A 14,767-nucleotide genomic window follows, 5' to 3' on the forward strand; every position below is an offset into this window, starting at 1 on the left:
GTGGCGTCGCGGAGGCGTCAGCAGGCGGAGCCGGGGCGGTCCCGCGCCGGGACGTCCTGACGGGGCCAGGCCGACGGCTCGGCCGGGCGGTAGTAGTCGTCGCGGGACAGGAACTCGACCGGCAGCGAACCCGGCAGGGTCACCGACCCCGGGGTCGGGCCGGGGGACGGGTTCATCCGGGCCGTCAGGGCGTCCCGCTCCGGCGGGGAGAGGTCCACCAGCTCAGGGCGGCGCAGCCGGAACGCGGCCACCGAGCGGCGTACCTGCCGGGCCAGCGCGGCGACCAGGGCGACCGGGCCGGTGAGCGCCAGCGCCGGCTGCCGGATGGTGCGCAGCGCGTCGCAGACCACCCGCAGCTCGGCGGTGCCGTCCGCGCCCTCGGCCAGCTCCAGCCGGGACGGCCACTGCCAGCGGATCTGGCCGCTGACCAGGCGGGACAGCCGGATCGGACGCCGGTGCCGGGCGTCCGTCCGGCCGTCCCGCCCGGAGACCAGGGACAGTTCGGAGCCGGTGCAGACGTACGCCAGCCGCCGGTCCGTCACGGTGACCGTCGCGGGGGAGGGCAGCGCCCAGGACCGGACGTCGTCGGTGGGGCCGAGCAGGTGACCGGCCACCAGCAGCCGGTGCTGCCCGAGCAGTTGCTCGCCCGGCTCGGGGAGCAGCGCGTACCGCCGGTCGAGCACGGGACGGGTGGGATCGTCATCCGCGTCGAAGCGGTGCGGCCCGATGAAGAACGGTGCGGCGTCCTCCGACACGGTCACGACCTCCCGACGGCGGTTGGCGATACGTCGAGCCTGGCCGACGCGGGTGCGGCTGTCATGACACCCGTTAGGGGGTCGGCCGGTCGGCGGACGCCTGTGACCGGTAGATGCCGATATCTTCCGGTCGGACGAGGCCGTCCTCGATCGCCCGGGCGAGCAGCGCCGCCTTCGTCGCGGCCGGCCGCCCGGCCCGCGTGTACTTGATCCGCGCCCGGTCCACGTACTGCTTCACGGTGTGCTCGCTGATCCGCATCCGGCGCGCCACCGACGCCTTCGACATCGACTGGAACCACAGCAGCAGGGCCTCGCGCTCCTTGTCGGACAGGGTCGGCCGGTCCGGCCGGGGGTCGCCCACGATCGCCCCGGCCAGCGCCGGCGGCACGTACGGGCGGTCGCTCGCCGCGGCGAGCACGGTGGCCACGCAGTGCTCCCGCCCCTCGTGCTTGGCGAGGAACGCCACGGCGCCGGCGTCGAGCGCCGCCAGCATCGTCTCCGGGTCGGTGTGCTCGGAGTAGACCACCACCCGGCGGCCGGCCGCGCTCAGCTCGGCCAGCTTGTCCAGCACCATCCGCCCGTGCAGCCGCAGGTCCAGCAGGACCACCTGGGCCTCCGGGGCGGCCCGCAGCACCACGTCCGGGTCGTCGCCGGTGGCCAGCACGCGCAGCCCCGGCTCGCCGGCCAGCCAGCCGCGTACCCCGTCGATCACGACCGGATGGTCGTCCACGATCGCCACGCCGACCGGCTGCCCGCCGGTCACGTCCTCCGCCACCGGGTCTGCGTCCATCTGATCTCCCCGTCCCGCTCGTGCAGGTGCTCCACCGGCCCGTCCCCGTCCCCGCCCGGCGGGCCGGTCGCGTCCGGCCCCTCGTGATCGGGGGTGACCAGGCTGACCACCACCTCGTCCGGGCCGGCCACCACGGTCAGCCGGGCCCAGCCCCGGGCGCCGGCGAGCGCCGCGGTCGGCGGGTCGGCCAGCCGCCGGCGGACCTCGACCGGCAGCTCCGGCGGCGCCCCGACGGCGACCAGCTCGATCGGCAGGCCGTTCCGTTCCGCCAGGTCGGCGGCGGCGCGCAGCTCGTGCAGCAGGGGATCCGGCACGTCGTCCGACTCGGCGATCAACCGGCGCAGCCGGCCGGCCGCCAGCACGGCGCGGCGGCGTACCGCCGGGTCGGCCGGGTCGGCCTCGCCGGCCGCGAGCGCGGCCAGCACCTCCTCGGCCGTGCCGCTGGCCAGAGCCAGGCGCGCCTGCCGCTCCCGCCGGGCCCCTTCCGCCGCCTCCCGCTCCGCGGCCACGCCCAGGGTCGCCGCGGCGGTGCCGGCCCGGTCCCGGGCCAGCGCGGCGATCGCCGCCGCCCCGGCGAAGACCGCCACCGGCAGCGACGAGGTGCCGTAGACGTACATGGCGTAGCGGCTCAGGTCGGCCGAAGCGGTGGCGCCGTGCAGGGCCACCGCGGCCAGGGCGATCGTCGCGTGCGCCGCGAGCAGCGCGAGCAGCCACCCCAGCGGCCGTCGCCAGAGCACGAGCAGGAAGAACCAGGCCAGCCCGCCCCACACCCAGTTGGCGGCGGTGAACAGCTGCCGCTCGCCGGCCGCCGCGAAGACCGTCGCGTCGACCACGAGCAGCGCCGCCGCCAGCGGCCGGGCGGGCGGCAGCCCGCCACGCAGCAGTCGTACGCCGGCCGCACCGCCGACCGCCGCGGTCACCAGCCAGCCGGCGGCGACCACCGGTGGCGCGGCCAGCCGGGACCAGGAGCCGAGCAGCGCCGGCAGCCCGATGGCCAGGTGCCAGGCCAGGGCGATGACCACCGCGACGATCCGGGCGCCCCGGTCCGAGGCGTCGGCCACCGCGTGCGCCGCGGTCGCGGCCACCCCGGGACCGGGGTGCTCCGGCGACCGCTGCCGCACGGCCGGCCGGGCCGTCGTGCCGGCCACGACCGCTCCCGACTCAGTGGACATCCGACCACTCCAGCCGGATCCGGGTGCCGGCGCCAGGGGCGGAGGTCACCTCCGCGCGGCCACCCACCGAGGCCATCCGGCCGTGGATGGACTCGCGCAGGCCGTACCGGTGGGCCGGGACCGTGGCCGGGTCGAAGCCCGGGCCGTCGTCGGCCACCTCCACCACCACGGCGGCGGCGTCCCGGGCCAGGCGCAGCGTGGCGGTGGCGCCCGGCGCGTGCCGGGCCACGTTGGCCAGCGCGGCGGCGGCGCTGTCGGCGAGCGCCGCGGCGACCGGCGCGGGCACCCGGCACGGCGCGAGCGTCGCGGTCACGGCCGGCTCGGGCAGCCGGGCCAGGACCGCCCGCAGCCGCTCGTCCAGGGCCACCGCGCCGGCCTCCGGCGCCGAGCGCGCGTCGGCCAGGACGGTGAGGGTACGCAGGTCCGCGGCGCACCGCTCGCGCAGCGCGGCCGACGGGCCGGACACCGCGCCGAGCCCGACCATGGTGAGCGTGGCGAGGACGGTGTCGTGCAGGTCGCGGTTCTGCCGCCGCTCGGCCTCCCGGGCGGCCCGCCCCACCAGCGCCTCGTGGGACAGCCGCTGGTAGTCCGCGAAGGCGGCGTCGGCGTGCCCGATCCGGCGACGCATCACGGCGGTCATCACCGCCGTGCAGCCGGTCTGCACCAGCAGCGTCCCGGCGTGCGCCCGCCCCTCCACCGGGTTGCCGGCCACGGTGGCGCCGGCCGCGTAGCCGGCGGCGACCAGCAGCCCGGCCGGGACCGACCAGCGGGCCGGGGCGGTGGCCTGCGCGTTGATCACGGTGGTGCTGGCGAGCACCGCGACCCAGCTGCCCTCGCCGGGCAGCACCTCGGGCGCCACCAGCCAGGGGATCGCCAACGCGGTGGCGGTGGTCAGCACCACGTCGCCGGCCACCAGCACGCCGGTGATCCCGTGCCGGAACGCGCGGACGGCGTACCAGACGGACCAGGCGGTGAGCGCGACGACCGCCGGGACCAGCAGCGCCACCCGGACGGGCGGGGTGCGCACGGCCAGCGCGACCACCGCGGCGACCAGGCCGCAGGTGAGCCGGAGCAGCGCCGGCAGGGTGGTGAAGATCAGGGTGAACGCGCCGCCCGCCGGCCGGTCCAGGGGGGACGGCGGCAGGGTCGTGGCGGCAACGACCGGCATCGGGGGAGGTGTCCTTCCGGCAGCGACCCGGTCGGGTCCGCACGGCCTAGATCGACGCCGGAGAATAGCATGTTCTCGGGCAACTGGTCACCCTCGGTGCGCGGCGCGTCGCTATCCGATCCGGCCAGGCTCGGGCGGGCCGGTGCGGGCGAAGGTGGCGGCCGGTGGCGGTCTCGTCCTCTCCTTCAGGGGCGCCGTCGTCACCGCGGTCCGGGCCCGCTCGTTCTCGCACATCCCGTACCCGCTGATGTACCTGGCGCCGGTCGCCGCCGCCGTGGCGCTCGGTCTCGCCGCCTGATCACCGGACCCACGGGTCACGGCCGGCTCCGACCTGCTCAGGCGCGGGCCACGGCGAGCAGGTGCGAGCTGGCGCCGAGCACCGCCGGGTCGCGTTCGAACGCCTCGGCGCAGGCCACCGCGTCGGCGAAGAGCCGCTCGGCCGGGCCCGTGCCGAGCGTGTTCAGCACCGGCCAGAGCGGACCCTCCACCCCGTACAGTGCGGGCGCCGGCAGGCCGGCCGCGACGAACTCGTCCACCACCTGCTCCGGGCGGTGGAAGTAGGCCGTGGTGAAGCCGGTCCGCGGGTCGTTCACCCCGGTGGCGTACGCCTCGCGGAGCAGCGGGCGGCTGCCCTCGTCCACCAGTCCCTTGGCGGTCAGGTCGATCAGCGCCGCGTTGCGGCTGATCACCGCCGCGAGCACCGGACCACCGGGCCGGGTCAGCCGGGCCGCCTCGCGCAGCGCCGCCACCCGGTCGGCCCGGTCGGGCAGGTGGTAGAGCGGGCCGAGCAGCAGGGTCGCGTCGGCCGAGCCGTCGGGCAGCGGCAGGTCCCGGGCGTCGCCCACGCTCGCGGTGATCCCCGGGTGCGCCGCCCGGGCCGCCGACACGTGCGCCGGTACCAGATCGACCAGGTGCACCCGGTGCCCGGCCGCGGCGAGCCACCCCGCGTACGCGCCGGGGCCGCCGCCGATGTCCAGCACCTCGGCCGGCGGTGCGGGCAGCAACCGGGCGAGCAGGTCCCGGGTCCGGTGCGCCTCCAGCCGTCCCTGCGGCGTCCGGTCCAGCCGGTCCGCCTCGTCGAAGACCTCGGTGTAGTAGCGCCGGATGTCCGGCTCGGCGGGTCGATGCTGCGGCATCCGTCGATGGTGACGCCTCGCCCCGGGCCCGTCACCCGGTTTACCCCGGCGAGCCGCTGGCGCGGCGCTCCTACCCTGCGGCCATGACGTACCAACCGGCCATGGTGCCGCCCAGGAAGTCGAACACCACCCGGGTGGTGCTCACCGTCGTCGGTGTGGTGCTCGCGCTCTGCTGCGTGGGCGGCGTCGTCGGCGGCTTCGCCATCTACCACGCCGCGCGGGAGGCCGTCGGCCCCGCCCAGGCCACCGTGGACAGGTTCGCCGGCGCGCTGGTCGCCCGCGACTACCCGACCGCGTACGCCCAGCTCTGCGGGCGCGTGCGCGACCGGGTCAGCCAGGACGACTTCGTCCGGCAGCAGTCCGCCCAGCCGCTGACCGGCTACCAGATCGTCGGGGTGAACGTCACGAACACCAACGGACGGGTCAGCGGATCGGCGCAGGTGCGCTTCACCCCGCAGAGCGGCACCACGGTGACGCAGGCGTTCGTCCTGGTCAAGGAGGACGGTGGGTGGCGGGTCTGCGAGTGACCGGTGGGACGGGCCGCCGGCCCGTCGCCGGACCCGCGTGCGCCGCTGTCCTAGCCTCGCTGCCATGTCGAGCAGCAGAGGTGGGCGCCGCCGGGCGGAGGATCTCCTCGCGCGGGCACGCGAGGAGATGACGGCCGGATCGGAGCGCCCGGACACCGCGGAGGACCCGGATCCGGTACGCGGCGCCGCGCCGGTTCCACCGGCCGCCGGCGCCGGCCGGTCCGGCCGTCTCGCCCTGCTCGTGCCCGCAGGCATCGTCGCCCTGGTGACGCTGCGCATCGTGGCCGGCGACGAACTGCGGGCCCGGATCGACGAGAGCGCCTGTGCCTGGACCGGCTGCACCGGCACCGGCATGGCCGTCGTCGGCTGGCTGGTGATCACCCTCCCGGTCCTGTGGGCGGCGGTGGCCATGGTGCTCTGGTCGCGGCTCAGCGCGCCGGCCCGGGGCGCCGCCGTGCTGGTCGGGCTGGCGTTCCTGCTGGTGGCCTGGGTGCACGTGCCCGGCCGGCACTCCGCCCTGTACCTCCTCCTCGACGGTCCGGCCGCCGGGGCGACGGCCACCGGGATCCGCTGGGGCGGAGTCGGTGCCGGGCTGGCCGTGGTCGCCGTCATCGTCCGCACCGCCCGGGCGGAGGCCCGCCCGCGGCCGGCCCGCGGCCCGATCGGACCGGCTCTCGTGGCGGCGGCCCTGCTCGGCACCCTCGCCGTGGCGGTGGCCCGGGCCGAGGCGGCGCCGGTGACCGTGGCCGAGGCGATGCCGGAGCGGACGTTCCGGGCGGCCGGGGACACCCTGCGCCGGACCGGCGGTACGGACCTGCGCGGCTGCGCCGGGGTGCTCGCCGGCGACGTGCTGGACGGCTGCGTACGGACGGTCCGGGTCAGCTACACCACCGACGACAGCGACGCGGTCGTCCACCTGGCGGCGGTGCTCTACCCCAGCGAGCGGGCGGCCCGGGACCGGCGCGGCCGGCTCCCGCGGGGCGTCGCCCAGCTCGGGACACCCGGCGGCGACACCATCACGGTGAACTCCACGACCGGGAGCTGGGTGCTGCTCAACAGCGTCGGGCACGCCGGCGGGCGCAGCATCGCCGAGGCCGACCGGGGCTACCTGCTCTGGGCGGCGAAGCAGGTGGCGTACCGGTTCATCGGGCGGCAGGTGGGCCTGCTGGTCGCACCCTCGGCCGCGGACGGCATCGGCCCGCGTACGCCCTGACCGCCCGCGCGGTCACGGTCCGTCGGGTCGCGCCCGCCCGCGGTAGCGGTGTGACATCCCGCGGGGGACCAGCGCTGAGGGGCACGGAACGAAGGCACGGAACCCGTGACCAGCGCGTCCGTGGCGTAGCCGACCGGTCACCCGGTGGCGCCGCCCGAGACGTCGGCGGTCGGCCATCCAGGCCGGCGCCGGGTCACCCGTGCCGCGATCCCGCGTCCCGGCGTACGCGCCGGGAAGCGCGCTGTCCGGAGGCACGCCGAGCGGCACGTCCGTGTCCACACCCCCCCACAACGGAGCCGTACCGATGTCACAGTTTGTCCTCGCGAAACTGCTCACCCTCAAGGCCGGAGCGGCGGTCCTCGCCGTCACCGCCGGCGGTGGCGTCGCGCTCGCCGCCGCCACCGGCACCCTGCCCGGTCCGCTCGCCGACCGGACCGCGAAGCCGTCGGCGCACGCCACCGCCACGCCGTCCCCGGCGGACGGCAAGGGCAAGGGCCCGGCCGACGCCAAGGGCAGCCCGTCGCCGAACCTGGTCGGCCTCTGCCGGGCGTACCGGGCGGGCGCGGGCGACAACGCGGGCAAGGCGCTGGAGAACCCGGCGTTCCGCGCGCTGGTCACCACCGCGGGCGACAAGGAGAAGGTGGCGGCGTACTGCGACACGCTGCTCGCCGCCGAGAAGAGCCGGCCCGCGCGGCCGACCGTCACCCCCAGCCACCCGGCCGGCCAGCCGGACAGCCGGCCGACGGTCACCGGGACCGAGCGGCCCGGCGGCCACAAGCCCACCGCCCGGCCCACCCACTGACCTCCGGCGCCGGGCGGGCCACTTCACCCCCCACCCGCCCGGCGCCGGTACCGCGGTTCGCCCGGACGACCTTCCCCCCCCGGTCCTCCGTGCGAGCTCGCGAACCCGCGCCCGATCCGGCGCGGCGAGGCGGCGGCCGGCCCCCCGGCCGCCGCCTCACCCATTTCCACCTACCGGTCGGATGCCTGCTCGGCGCGCCCGCGGAGCCACTCCAACGCCGACCCGGCGTGACGCAGCACCGAGATGTGCCCGTCCTCCGGGTAGCGGCGCAGCTCGGCGGCGGGACAGCGGCCCGCCAGCCACGCGGCGTGGGCCACCGGCGCGATCCCGTCCCGCTCGCCGTGCAGCAGCAGCACCGGCGGCGTCACCCCGGCGGGGTCGAAGCCCCACGGGTGCACGTACGCCAGGTCGTCGTCGATAAGCCCGCCCGGGCCGCCCCGGACCGCCGGGCCCACCACACTGTCGAACCAGGACCACTCGCCGTGCAGCGCGGCCAGGTCGGCCGGGGTGAACTCCGGGTCGTACGCGGCGCCCGAGGCCTCGTGCGCCTCCTTGGCCGCCCGTCCCGCGACGGCCGCCCGCAGCGAGGTCACCCCGGCCGGCACCATGCCGGCGAACCAGTCCAGCCCGGCCGCGCCGTACGGGGCCAGGCCGGCGCCGACCACCACCGCGACCACCCGGTCCGGCAGGAGCGCGCCGCAGGCCAGGGCGTGCGGACCGCCGCCGGAGTGGCCCAGCACCGCGAACCGGTCGAGACCCAGCGCGTCGGCCACCGCCGCCACGTCGGCGGCGGCGGAGGCGATGTCGCGCCCCGGCAGCGGCGTCGAACCGCCGTACCCCGGACGGTCGTGGGAGACCCAGCGGAGGCCGAGCCGGTCGGCCGCGGCGAACAGCGGCGCGGGCGGCGCGCCGATGTTCGGCGTGCCGTGGTGCCAGAAGACGGCGAGCCGGTCCCGCCCGCCGGTGTCGTAGACGTGCACGTGCGGCCGTCGTCCAGGCGCAGGTCCGTCTCGGTCACCATGGGCGGAGGGTACGTCGGCACCGCGCCCGCCGCCGACCCGGTTCCACCGGGTGCCGGCGACGCACGGCGGCGTTACCTGTTCGCCCGCCGGGCTGACCTTGATGTGGCCCAGGTCACAAACGCCGTTCGGTCGGGCTGTCGAAACGGCTGTTCCCCGGCCGTCGGCAGGATGAAAGCCGGCGCGAGGCCGGTCCAAAAGAAGGAGGCGGCACCATGCGACTCACCATCACCACGTTCCTGACCCTCGACGGCGTCATGCAGGCCCCCGGCGGCCGGGAGGAGGACCGCACCGGCGGCTTCGACCTGGGCGGCTGGCTGCCGCCGCACTTCGACGAGACGGTCGGCGGATGGATGGGCGAGACCCTCGAGCGGGCCGAGGCCCTGCTGCTCGGCCGCCGCACCTACGACATCATGGCCGCCTACTGGCCGCACGTCACCGACCCGGCCGAGGGCGGCCCGGACAACCCGCTCAACCGGCTGCCGAAGTACGTTGCCACCACCCGCGACGACGAGCTGACCTGGGCGGGTTCCCACCGCCTCGACGGCGACCCGGCCGCCGCGATCACCGAACTGAAGAACCGCCCCGGCGGCGAACTCCAGGTGCACGGCAGCGGCGCGCTCGCCCGGTGGCTGATGCGGGAAGGGCTCATCGACACGTACCAACTGCTGGTGTTCCCGGTGGTGCTGGGACGCGGACAGCGACTCTTCGCCGACGGCGTGCCCCCGGCGGGCCTGCGGCTGACCGGCACCCGCACCTCCGGCACGGGGGTGACCATGCTGACCTACGACAGCGCCGGCGCGCCCAACTTCGGCACCGTCTGACGGCGCCCGACGTGGTCGAACCCGCGGTGCCGGTACGAGGAAAGCTCGCGGGGCGACATGGACTCACGCTCACCCACCGTGCGGCCGGGTCGGTGCTGCGGGTCGCACCGGCCGCGGTCGACACACTCGGCTAAGCTGCCGCTCCCCACTGATCGCGAGGAGCGCCATGGCGACGACCGCCCGCACCCGGACCACCCGAGCGGTGGCATCGACCGCCCCGCTGCTGGCAGTTGCCGGGCTCGTCCTGGTCACCGGATGCACGTCGCCTGCCCCCGCGCCGCATGCGGAGGCGAGCACCTCGCCGTCCCGGAAGCTGTACACGCCGGAGACCCTTCTTGGTATGCCCAAGTCGATGAGCCGGGAACTCACCGGGGCGCCCCGGTCGCAGATGGAGAAGCTGAAGCGCGAGGTCGGCGTAGCGACCAGTGCGGTCGGCTGGGCGTACGGGGGCGAGACGCCGGAGGCGGACGCCGTGTTCATGAGCGGCGCGTCAGGCACAGTGGCCGACCCCGGGGGCGCCGTGGAGCGTGCGTTGCAGCCCTACCGGATCACCACAGTCAACACGGTTGACGCCGGCCAGCTCGGTGGCGAGGCCCGTTGCGGGCAGGGACGAACCGAGGACGGCAGCTACTTGACGGCCTGCGGCTGGGCGGACAAGGAAACGGTCGGGGTGGTCGCCTTCGTCTCCTCACAGCCACAGGGCGATCGCACCGCCGACTTCCTCACGGCGCGAGGCCAACTGGAACGGGCAGCCGGCTGAGCTAGGTCAACCCCTGGCCACAAGTGATTCAGCGGTTGCTGGCCGACGTGCTCCGAAGCATGGTGGTGAGTTCACGTGCCCGTCGTTCGCCAGGAAAATCAGCGGCAATCAGGCTCGGCAGCAGGGCGATGCCAAAGCCGGCGAGGACCGGGACCAGCAGGAATATCGTGATCCCGAGTGAAGCAGTCAGGCCGTCGTCGGCCCACCGCGGCCGGGTCGGCGCCCGCGCGACCCACCTGCGGCCCAGCGCCAGACCGGCCAGAACGGTCAGCCCGTACGCCGACGCGAACAGGCGGGCAGGCAACGTGCCCGGGCGAGCAAGACCGACAACGAACAACGAGGACAAGGCCACGGCCAGCAGCGTGACGGTCAGAACGGCGGCAGTCGCGATCCTGCGACGTCTGCGGTAGTCACGACCACGTCCACGCCATGTGCCGCCAACGAACGGTGCGAGAACGACAGGGCCATCGGGAGTCGCGACGGTCCGAACGTACCTGCTCCAGTCGGCATGGGTCGCACCGCGCTTCACAAGCCGCGACGGTACAGCCGGAGCACGCTGCGCGCACCGGCCGGCCTCGACGCTGTCCTCATCTCGGCCTGTGGCAGGGAATTCGCCGGCGGCCGACTGCCACCCCTGGAGCGGCCCACGAGCGTCCAAGCGCTGATCTCGGCGGATACGGAGGGACCGCCGACATTGACGGCGTCACCGCACGGTCGCCCGCTCGTCGGCCCACCGACGGCCGGAATCCTCCGGGTCCTCCGGTTGGATGGTGCCGTCCACTAGCCCGGCGAAGAGGGACTCGAACAACCGGTCCGGGTCCACCGCTGCCCGCTTCGCCCGGTCCTCACCTGCCGCGTCGCACGCGGCCTGCACCTCGGCCACCCGACGCACCAATGCCGGCAGGTCCACACCGGAACGGTACAGCGACGCCCACAGCTCCTCCAGTGCGATCGCAGCCGTCTCCCATGGCTGCGCCGGCTCCGGCGCCCCGCCGTCCTCCTCCTCGGCCCGCCGGTACACCGCCCTCGACCGGGCCCTGGTCGCCAAGCCCATGCCGTCCGTGATGAGGGCAAACGGCCGGCTCCAGATCGGGAACGCCCACGGCAGCGTCCGGCTGATCCGGGCCACCCCCAGTCCCTTCACCAGGTCGAACAACAGATCATCCGCCGAACTCCAGTCGACACTCCGGTCGTGACTGATCACGGCGCGCAGCGCCGAGGCGTCCGCCCGCAGACCGGCACGGGCAGACCAGTCACTCAGCTCCGCGACCACTTCGTCGATGCCCCGGCCGACCGGCTGCGGCATCCCCCGCGGCTGATGCCGGTACACACCGCACGGCCCACTGACGTCCCACAGGTGGGTCAACGGCCCCACCGCACCCGGCACCGCCGCGCACATCACGGCACAGTGCTCGTCGCTGACGTACGCGGCGAAGACCGGCTGGCCCGTGGACGCCACCACCGCCTCGGACGGCCCAAGCAGATCCGGCGGATCATTCCACCCCTGGGTCTCCACCATCTGCCATCCGTCGCCCAGCTCGCGCAACCACTGATGGCGGTAACCGAACCCGCTCATGCCGGCCTGGTCGACCAGCAAACCCTGCGGCCGCGCCACCACCACCGTGCCCCAGTAACCCACCCGCGCAGACTAGGTCAACGTCCGTCCCTTGTTGTCAATCGACGTGGAATCAGCAGGCGGCCTGGGCTGTACAGATCGCTGTACGGTCGGCGGGTGAAGCGCGAGGAGCTGATCTCTCTACTTGCCGACGAAAGCCCAGTGAACAAGGCGTGCCGGGATGCCCTTGAGCGAGGAGCTTCCTTCCACATCTGGGACGGAACGCTCGGCTTGGTCCCCGCACACAACCTTGCCCGCACCTACCGGGTACGAGAGGTTCACACGAGGGAACGGGGCATCCCGACACTCGGGTTCGTGGCGTCCGTCGAGACGCTCTGCGCGCTCGGTGACCAGCCTGTGCGGCTTGGCGGCGTGACACAGCTCGATCCTCCCTACTACTTCCAGCTCTTCCTGGCGGCCGACGCGTCATCGGTCCTGGCGTGCATCGGCGTGGATCAACAACATCAACAGCGCAGGATCTGATCCCCTCGTCGGGCCGGAGTTCGGGGCGCAGCCCCGAGGTCTTCCAGCTTCTGCGCGTCCGTCCGCATGGGTCGGTGTCTGGCGGCGTCTGCGACCGGGGGCGGTCCTGGCGGTACGGATGGCTGTACTGGGATCATCGGATCCCTAGACTTGGCCGGACCGTCGGACGAGAAGGGAACTCGTGCGGGTGCTGGCCCGAGGGAAGCGTCGAGTTTTGCTGCTGGCGGGACTGCTGCTCAGCCTCAGCCAGCTCGGCGGCGCCTGCCTGCACCCGCCGCGCCCCGACTACCAGGTGGGCTTCGTGCGGATCGGCGACCGGCTGGCTGTCTACACTCCGATGTGCCCCGGCGACACGATCGAGGCGGTGCATGTCCACACGGTGCCCGAGGCGGACAAGAGCGGCAACTCCGTGCTGATCTGGGACGCCGGTGGCCCAACCGACGACAGCACCCGCGCCGGGCTGATCATCCTGGGCGAGGGCTTCGGCACCGTCCGGCAGGCGCCTCCGGCCCTGTTCGGCCGAACGCTGTCGGTGGCGGTCGACACGACCGACGGGAAGTCCTACTCCGACGCGGTCACCCTGCCGGAGCAGGTGGCCCAGTATCCGGCCGGCACATCGGTGACCGGCATGTCGTTCGAGACCGACGACGGAAGAGTCGGCTACGACACGCTCCGGGCCCACTTCGAGACCGAGATCGAGAAGTGCGGCTGAGTGATCGCCGGTGGTGTTCAGCGGTGCCCCCGCGGACCGGAGCGTCAGCTAGGGAATCGCACAGGAGCGGCTTGGAGCGAGGCGTTCCGCCTGTTCGGCGGGCCCTGACGTGGCCTCGTGTGGCCTCCGATGGCACCACCTTGTGACCCGGCGCGTTCTCTGATCCACAGCAGCGTTCAAGGTCGGCTCCGGCCAGGCCAAGCCTCGTCCCAGGTCGCCCACGCCTTCGTGTCATCAACCGACTCGGCGCCGACAGCCAGCAGCACGGACAGGACCGCGGCAAGCCGGGTGAACACCACGATGGATGAGCCGAGCTTTCCCTCAGCCGCGCCCGTGATGACCAGCCCGTCGTGAAGATCATGACCAGCGGCGTACAGCGCTGCCCGGTACTCGGGTTCGGTCAGGCCGAGCGTGACCTCGTCGCACGGCACCGACAGCGCGACGGATGCCGGCCTGAGGTCGAACTGGACGCCAGGCGAGTCCGCGACGCGCGCCATGAGCAGGCCGTACGAGGAAGGGTGACCCAACCGGCCCCGGTACTCCAGGCCGACAACGCCGGCCGCAGCCGGCACGGGACCGTCGTTGCCAGTCCACACGACGAGGCGTGACAACTGGCGCCGTACGAAATCCCTCCGCATCGCGTCACCGTATCTACGCGCGCCTGACCACCAGCTGGGAAGGACGAGGATCGCTACCGAGAAGGACCTGGTGGGCAAGGCCGCGAAGCACCGGCCGACTTGGCGGTACGGGGCTGTGCTGATCGCTCGGACCGGGAGCGGGAAGCCGCTGACCTGCGGTGGGGTGGTGCGCCCGGCAGGATTCGAACCTGCGGCCTTGGGATTAGAAGTCCCCTGCTCTATCCGCTGAGCTACGGGCGCGCGTCGACGATGTCGCGCCAAGAGGGTACCGCCGACCCCGGGCCGGCCGGGGGAACGGGTGAGCGCGGCCACGTCGCCGCTCAGCGTCCCACGGCCCGGCCGCCGCGGGCACCCCGGATATGCGGGTCACGGGCCACCGACCCCGGACCGGTCCGTACCCTCGGCGTCGTGCTGCTCGACCCGGAAACCGAGAACGACATCGCCTACGAGCTGTGCCAGCTGCTCGGTCGCGCCATCCTGCCCGTGCACGGGTCCGCCGGGCCGGGCGCGCCGGCCGGGGCCTTCGGCACCGCCTTCTTCTACAGCGAGCTGATCGGCGCGACCGACGACGGGGAGGTGGTGCACGAGTGGCTGCTCACGGCGGCCGCGACCACCCGGGCGCCGTACGGGGAGATCGGGCTGCGGCCGAGCGTCACCGAGCCGCCGGAGGCGGCCGCGGAGCCGGTCGAGCTGCCCGACTTCGCGGACCGGTGGCTGGACCTGCCGGGGGTCGGCCTGGCCGCCATGCCCACCGGCGGGCTGCACGGATACGCCGAGGACCGGGGCTGGAGCTGGCGTACCCAGCAGGTGACCGACGCGGTGGCGGCGCCGGCCGACGCGGTCGCCCGGGTCGGCGCGGAGCCCCGCTCGGCGTTCGTGCTGGCGCTCGGCGTCGGTGACGACGGGTCGCGGCCGCTGGAGGCGGTGATCGAGCGGGTGGCGCGCGACGGCGACGAGGTGCGGGTCACCACCGAGCTGCCCGTCGGGTACGTGGGCGCGCCGGTGTTCGCCGTCGAGGCCGGCCCGGACGGCGAGGTGGCGCTGCGCTGCCTGGGACTGCTGCTGCCGCCCACCTCCGGCGGTCATCCGGTCGCGACGTTCGACCGGATCCGGTCGTCCCTCGCGGCGGCGACCGCCGGTTACCGCTGACCCG

General features: G+C 74.7%; 18 protein-coding genes and 1 tRNA gene. 9 read left to right on the forward strand and 10 right to left on the reverse strand.

What is annotated here, in order from left to right; all coding sequences use genetic code 11:
* Positions 1-17: 17 nt before the first annotated feature.
* The 4 genes from NLX85_RS14730 to NLX85_RS14745 all read right to left on the reverse strand — a co-directional run bounded on the left by NLX85_RS14730 (position 18) and on the right by NLX85_RS14745 (position 3,885).
* Positions 18-755, reverse strand: a complete 738-nt coding sequence (locus tag NLX85_RS14730) for a hypothetical protein (protein ID WP_254335356.1) — start codon at positions 753-755, stop codon at positions 18-20.
* A 73-nt stretch (positions 756-828) separates the two neighbouring features.
* Complete coding sequence (locus NLX85_RS14735) at positions 829-1,545, reverse strand: response regulator transcription factor (RefSeq protein ID WP_254335357.1); 717 nt, start codon at positions 1,543-1,545, stop codon at positions 829-831.
* The gene (locus NLX85_RS14740; protein ID WP_254335358.1) at positions 1,515-2,717 is read right to left on the reverse strand and encodes a hypothetical protein; all 1,203 of its coding nucleotides are present in this window, start codon (positions 2,715-2,717) and stop codon (positions 1,515-1,517) included. Before NLX85_RS14740 ends, NLX85_RS14735 begins: the two co-directional genes overlap by 31 nt.
* Positions 2,707-3,885 carry an ATP-binding protein gene (locus tag NLX85_RS14745; RefSeq protein ID WP_254335360.1) on the reverse strand — a complete coding sequence of 393 codons (1,179 nt, stop codon included), beginning with the start codon at positions 3,883-3,885 and terminating at the stop codon, positions 2,707-2,709. Before NLX85_RS14745 ends, NLX85_RS14740 begins: the two co-directional genes overlap by 11 nt.
* Positions 3,886-4,027: 142 nt before the next feature.
* Between NLX85_RS14745 and NLX85_RS14750 the strand changes: the two genes are divergently transcribed.
* Positions 4,028-4,183: a hypothetical protein gene (locus NLX85_RS14750; protein ID WP_254335362.1), complete on the forward strand. Its 156-nt coding sequence runs from the start codon at positions 4,028-4,030 to the stop codon at positions 4,181-4,183.
* Between the two features lie 37 nt (positions 4,184-4,220).
* Here NLX85_RS14750 and NLX85_RS14755 read toward each other — a convergent pair whose 3' ends face one another.
* Positions 4,221-5,021 (reverse strand): class I SAM-dependent methyltransferase, encoded by an 801-nt coding sequence (locus NLX85_RS14755; RefSeq protein WP_254335364.1) that lies wholly within the window; start codon positions 5,019-5,021, stop codon positions 4,221-4,223.
* Between the two features lie 83 nt (positions 5,022-5,104).
* On the opposite strand from NLX85_RS14755, the gene NLX85_RS14760 reads away from it, so the two are divergent.
* From NLX85_RS14760 to NLX85_RS14770, 3 genes are all read left to right on the forward strand, one after another.
* Positions 5,105-5,548 (forward strand): hypothetical protein, encoded by a 444-nt coding sequence (locus NLX85_RS14760; protein WP_254335365.1) that lies wholly within the window; start codon positions 5,105-5,107, stop codon positions 5,546-5,548.
* Positions 5,549-5,612: 64 nt separating this feature from the next.
* Entirely contained in the window at positions 5,613-6,761 is a 1,149-nt protein-coding gene (locus tag NLX85_RS14765) for a hypothetical protein (RefSeq protein WP_254335369.1), read from the forward strand.
* A gap of 304 nt (positions 6,762-7,065) precedes the next feature.
* Positions 7,066-7,563, forward strand: coding sequence for a hypothetical protein (locus NLX85_RS14770; RefSeq protein ID WP_254335370.1), 498 nt, complete (start codon positions 7,066-7,068; stop codon positions 7,561-7,563).
* A 170-nt stretch (positions 7,564-7,733) separates the two neighbouring features.
* Here NLX85_RS14770 and NLX85_RS14775 read toward each other — a convergent pair whose 3' ends face one another.
* Positions 7,734-8,543 (reverse strand): alpha/beta fold hydrolase, encoded by an 810-nt coding sequence (locus tag NLX85_RS14775; RefSeq protein ID WP_254335371.1) that lies wholly within the window; start codon positions 8,541-8,543, stop codon positions 7,734-7,736.
* A gap of 254 nt (positions 8,544-8,797) precedes the next feature.
* Here NLX85_RS14775 and NLX85_RS14780 point away from each other — a divergent pair, with 254 nt between their 5' ends.
* The gene (locus NLX85_RS14780; protein WP_254335373.1) at positions 8,798-9,406 is read left to right on the forward strand and encodes a dihydrofolate reductase family protein; all 609 of its coding nucleotides are present in this window, start codon (positions 8,798-8,800) and stop codon (positions 9,404-9,406) included.
* Between the two features lie 166 nt (positions 9,407-9,572).
* Complete coding sequence (locus NLX85_RS14785) at positions 9,573-10,166, forward strand: hypothetical protein (RefSeq protein ID WP_254335375.1); 594 nt, start codon at positions 9,573-9,575, stop codon at positions 10,164-10,166.
* Between the two features lie 28 nt (positions 10,167-10,194).
* On the opposite strand, the gene NLX85_RS14790 is transcribed toward NLX85_RS14785, so the two are convergent.
* Positions 10,195-10,695, reverse strand: coding sequence for a hypothetical protein (locus tag NLX85_RS14790; RefSeq protein WP_254335376.1), 501 nt, complete (start codon positions 10,693-10,695; stop codon positions 10,195-10,197).
* Between the two features lie 174 nt (positions 10,696-10,869).
* Positions 10,870-11,805, reverse strand: a complete 936-nt coding sequence (locus NLX85_RS14795) for a hypothetical protein (protein ID WP_254335378.1) — start codon at positions 11,803-11,805, stop codon at positions 10,870-10,872.
* Between the two features lie 93 nt (positions 11,806-11,898).
* Between NLX85_RS14795 and NLX85_RS14800 the strand changes: the two genes are divergently transcribed.
* Together NLX85_RS14800 and NLX85_RS14805 are read left to right on the forward strand one after the other, a co-directional pair.
* A complete protein-coding gene (locus NLX85_RS14800) occupies positions 11,899-12,264 on the forward strand; it encodes a hypothetical protein (protein WP_254335380.1) in 366 nt (121 codons plus the stop codon).
* A gap of 214 nt (positions 12,265-12,478) precedes the next feature.
* On the forward strand, positions 12,479-12,976 hold the full coding sequence (locus NLX85_RS14805; RefSeq protein ID WP_254335382.1) for a hypothetical protein: 498 nt from the start codon (positions 12,479-12,481) through the stop codon (positions 12,974-12,976).
* Positions 12,977-13,152: 176 nt separating this feature from the next.
* On the opposite strand, the gene NLX85_RS14810 is transcribed toward NLX85_RS14805, so the two are convergent.
* Positions 13,153-13,614 carry a hypothetical protein gene (locus tag NLX85_RS14810; RefSeq protein ID WP_254335383.1) on the reverse strand — a complete coding sequence of 154 codons (462 nt, stop codon included), beginning with the start codon at positions 13,612-13,614 and terminating at the stop codon, positions 13,153-13,155.
* A gap of 164 nt (positions 13,615-13,778) precedes the next feature.
* A tRNA-Arg gene (locus NLX85_RS14815) sits at positions 13,779-13,854 on the reverse strand.
* A gap of 168 nt (positions 13,855-14,022) precedes the next feature.
* On the opposite strand from NLX85_RS14815, the gene NLX85_RS14820 reads away from it, so the two are divergent.
* On the forward strand, positions 14,023-14,763 hold the full coding sequence (locus NLX85_RS14820) for a hypothetical protein (protein ID WP_254335384.1): 741 nt from the start codon (positions 14,023-14,025) through the stop codon (positions 14,761-14,763).
* Positions 14,764-14,767: the final 4 nt, after the last annotated feature.

It is taken from the genome of Micromonospora sp. A3M-1-15 (assembly GCF_024213425.1).
Taxonomy (GTDB): domain Bacteria; phylum Actinomycetota; class Actinomycetes; order Mycobacteriales; family Micromonosporaceae; genus Micromonospora; species Micromonospora chersina.

Bases quoted from the DNA above. Each gene is read 5' to 3' on its own strand.
- NLX85_RS14735 (WP_254335357.1), bottom strand. From the start codon at position 1,545: ATGGACGCAGACCCGGTGGCGGAGGACGTGACCGGCGGGCAGCCGGTC.
- NLX85_RS14740 (WP_254335358.1), bottom strand. From the start codon at position 2,717: ATGTCCACTGAGTCGGGAGCGGTCGTGGCCGGCACGACGGCCCGGCCG.
- NLX85_RS14745 (WP_254335360.1), bottom strand. From the start codon at position 3,885: ATGCCGGTCGTTGCCGCCACGACCCTGCCGCCGTCCCCCCTGGACCGG.
- NLX85_RS14755 (WP_254335364.1), bottom strand. From the start codon at position 5,021: ATGCCGCAGCATCGACCCGCCGAGCCGGACATCCGGCGCTACTACACC.
- NLX85_RS14760 (WP_254335365.1), top strand. From the start codon at position 5,105: ATGACGTACCAACCGGCCATGGTGCCGCCCAGGAAGTCGAACACCACC.
- NLX85_RS14765 (WP_254335369.1), top strand. From the start codon at position 5,613: ATGTCGAGCAGCAGAGGTGGGCGCCGCCGGGCGGAGGATCTCCTCGCG.
- NLX85_RS14770 (WP_254335370.1), top strand. From the start codon at position 7,066: ATGTCACAGTTTGTCCTCGCGAAACTGCTCACCCTCAAGGCCGGAGCG.
- NLX85_RS14780 (WP_254335373.1), top strand. From the start codon at position 8,798: ATGCGACTCACCATCACCACGTTCCTGACCCTCGACGGCGTCATGCAG.
- NLX85_RS14785 (WP_254335375.1), top strand. From the start codon at position 9,573: ATGGCGACGACCGCCCGCACCCGGACCACCCGAGCGGTGGCATCGACC.
- NLX85_RS14810 (WP_254335383.1), bottom strand. From the start codon at position 13,614: ATGCGGAGGGATTTCGTACGGCGCCAGTTGTCACGCCTCGTCGTGTGG.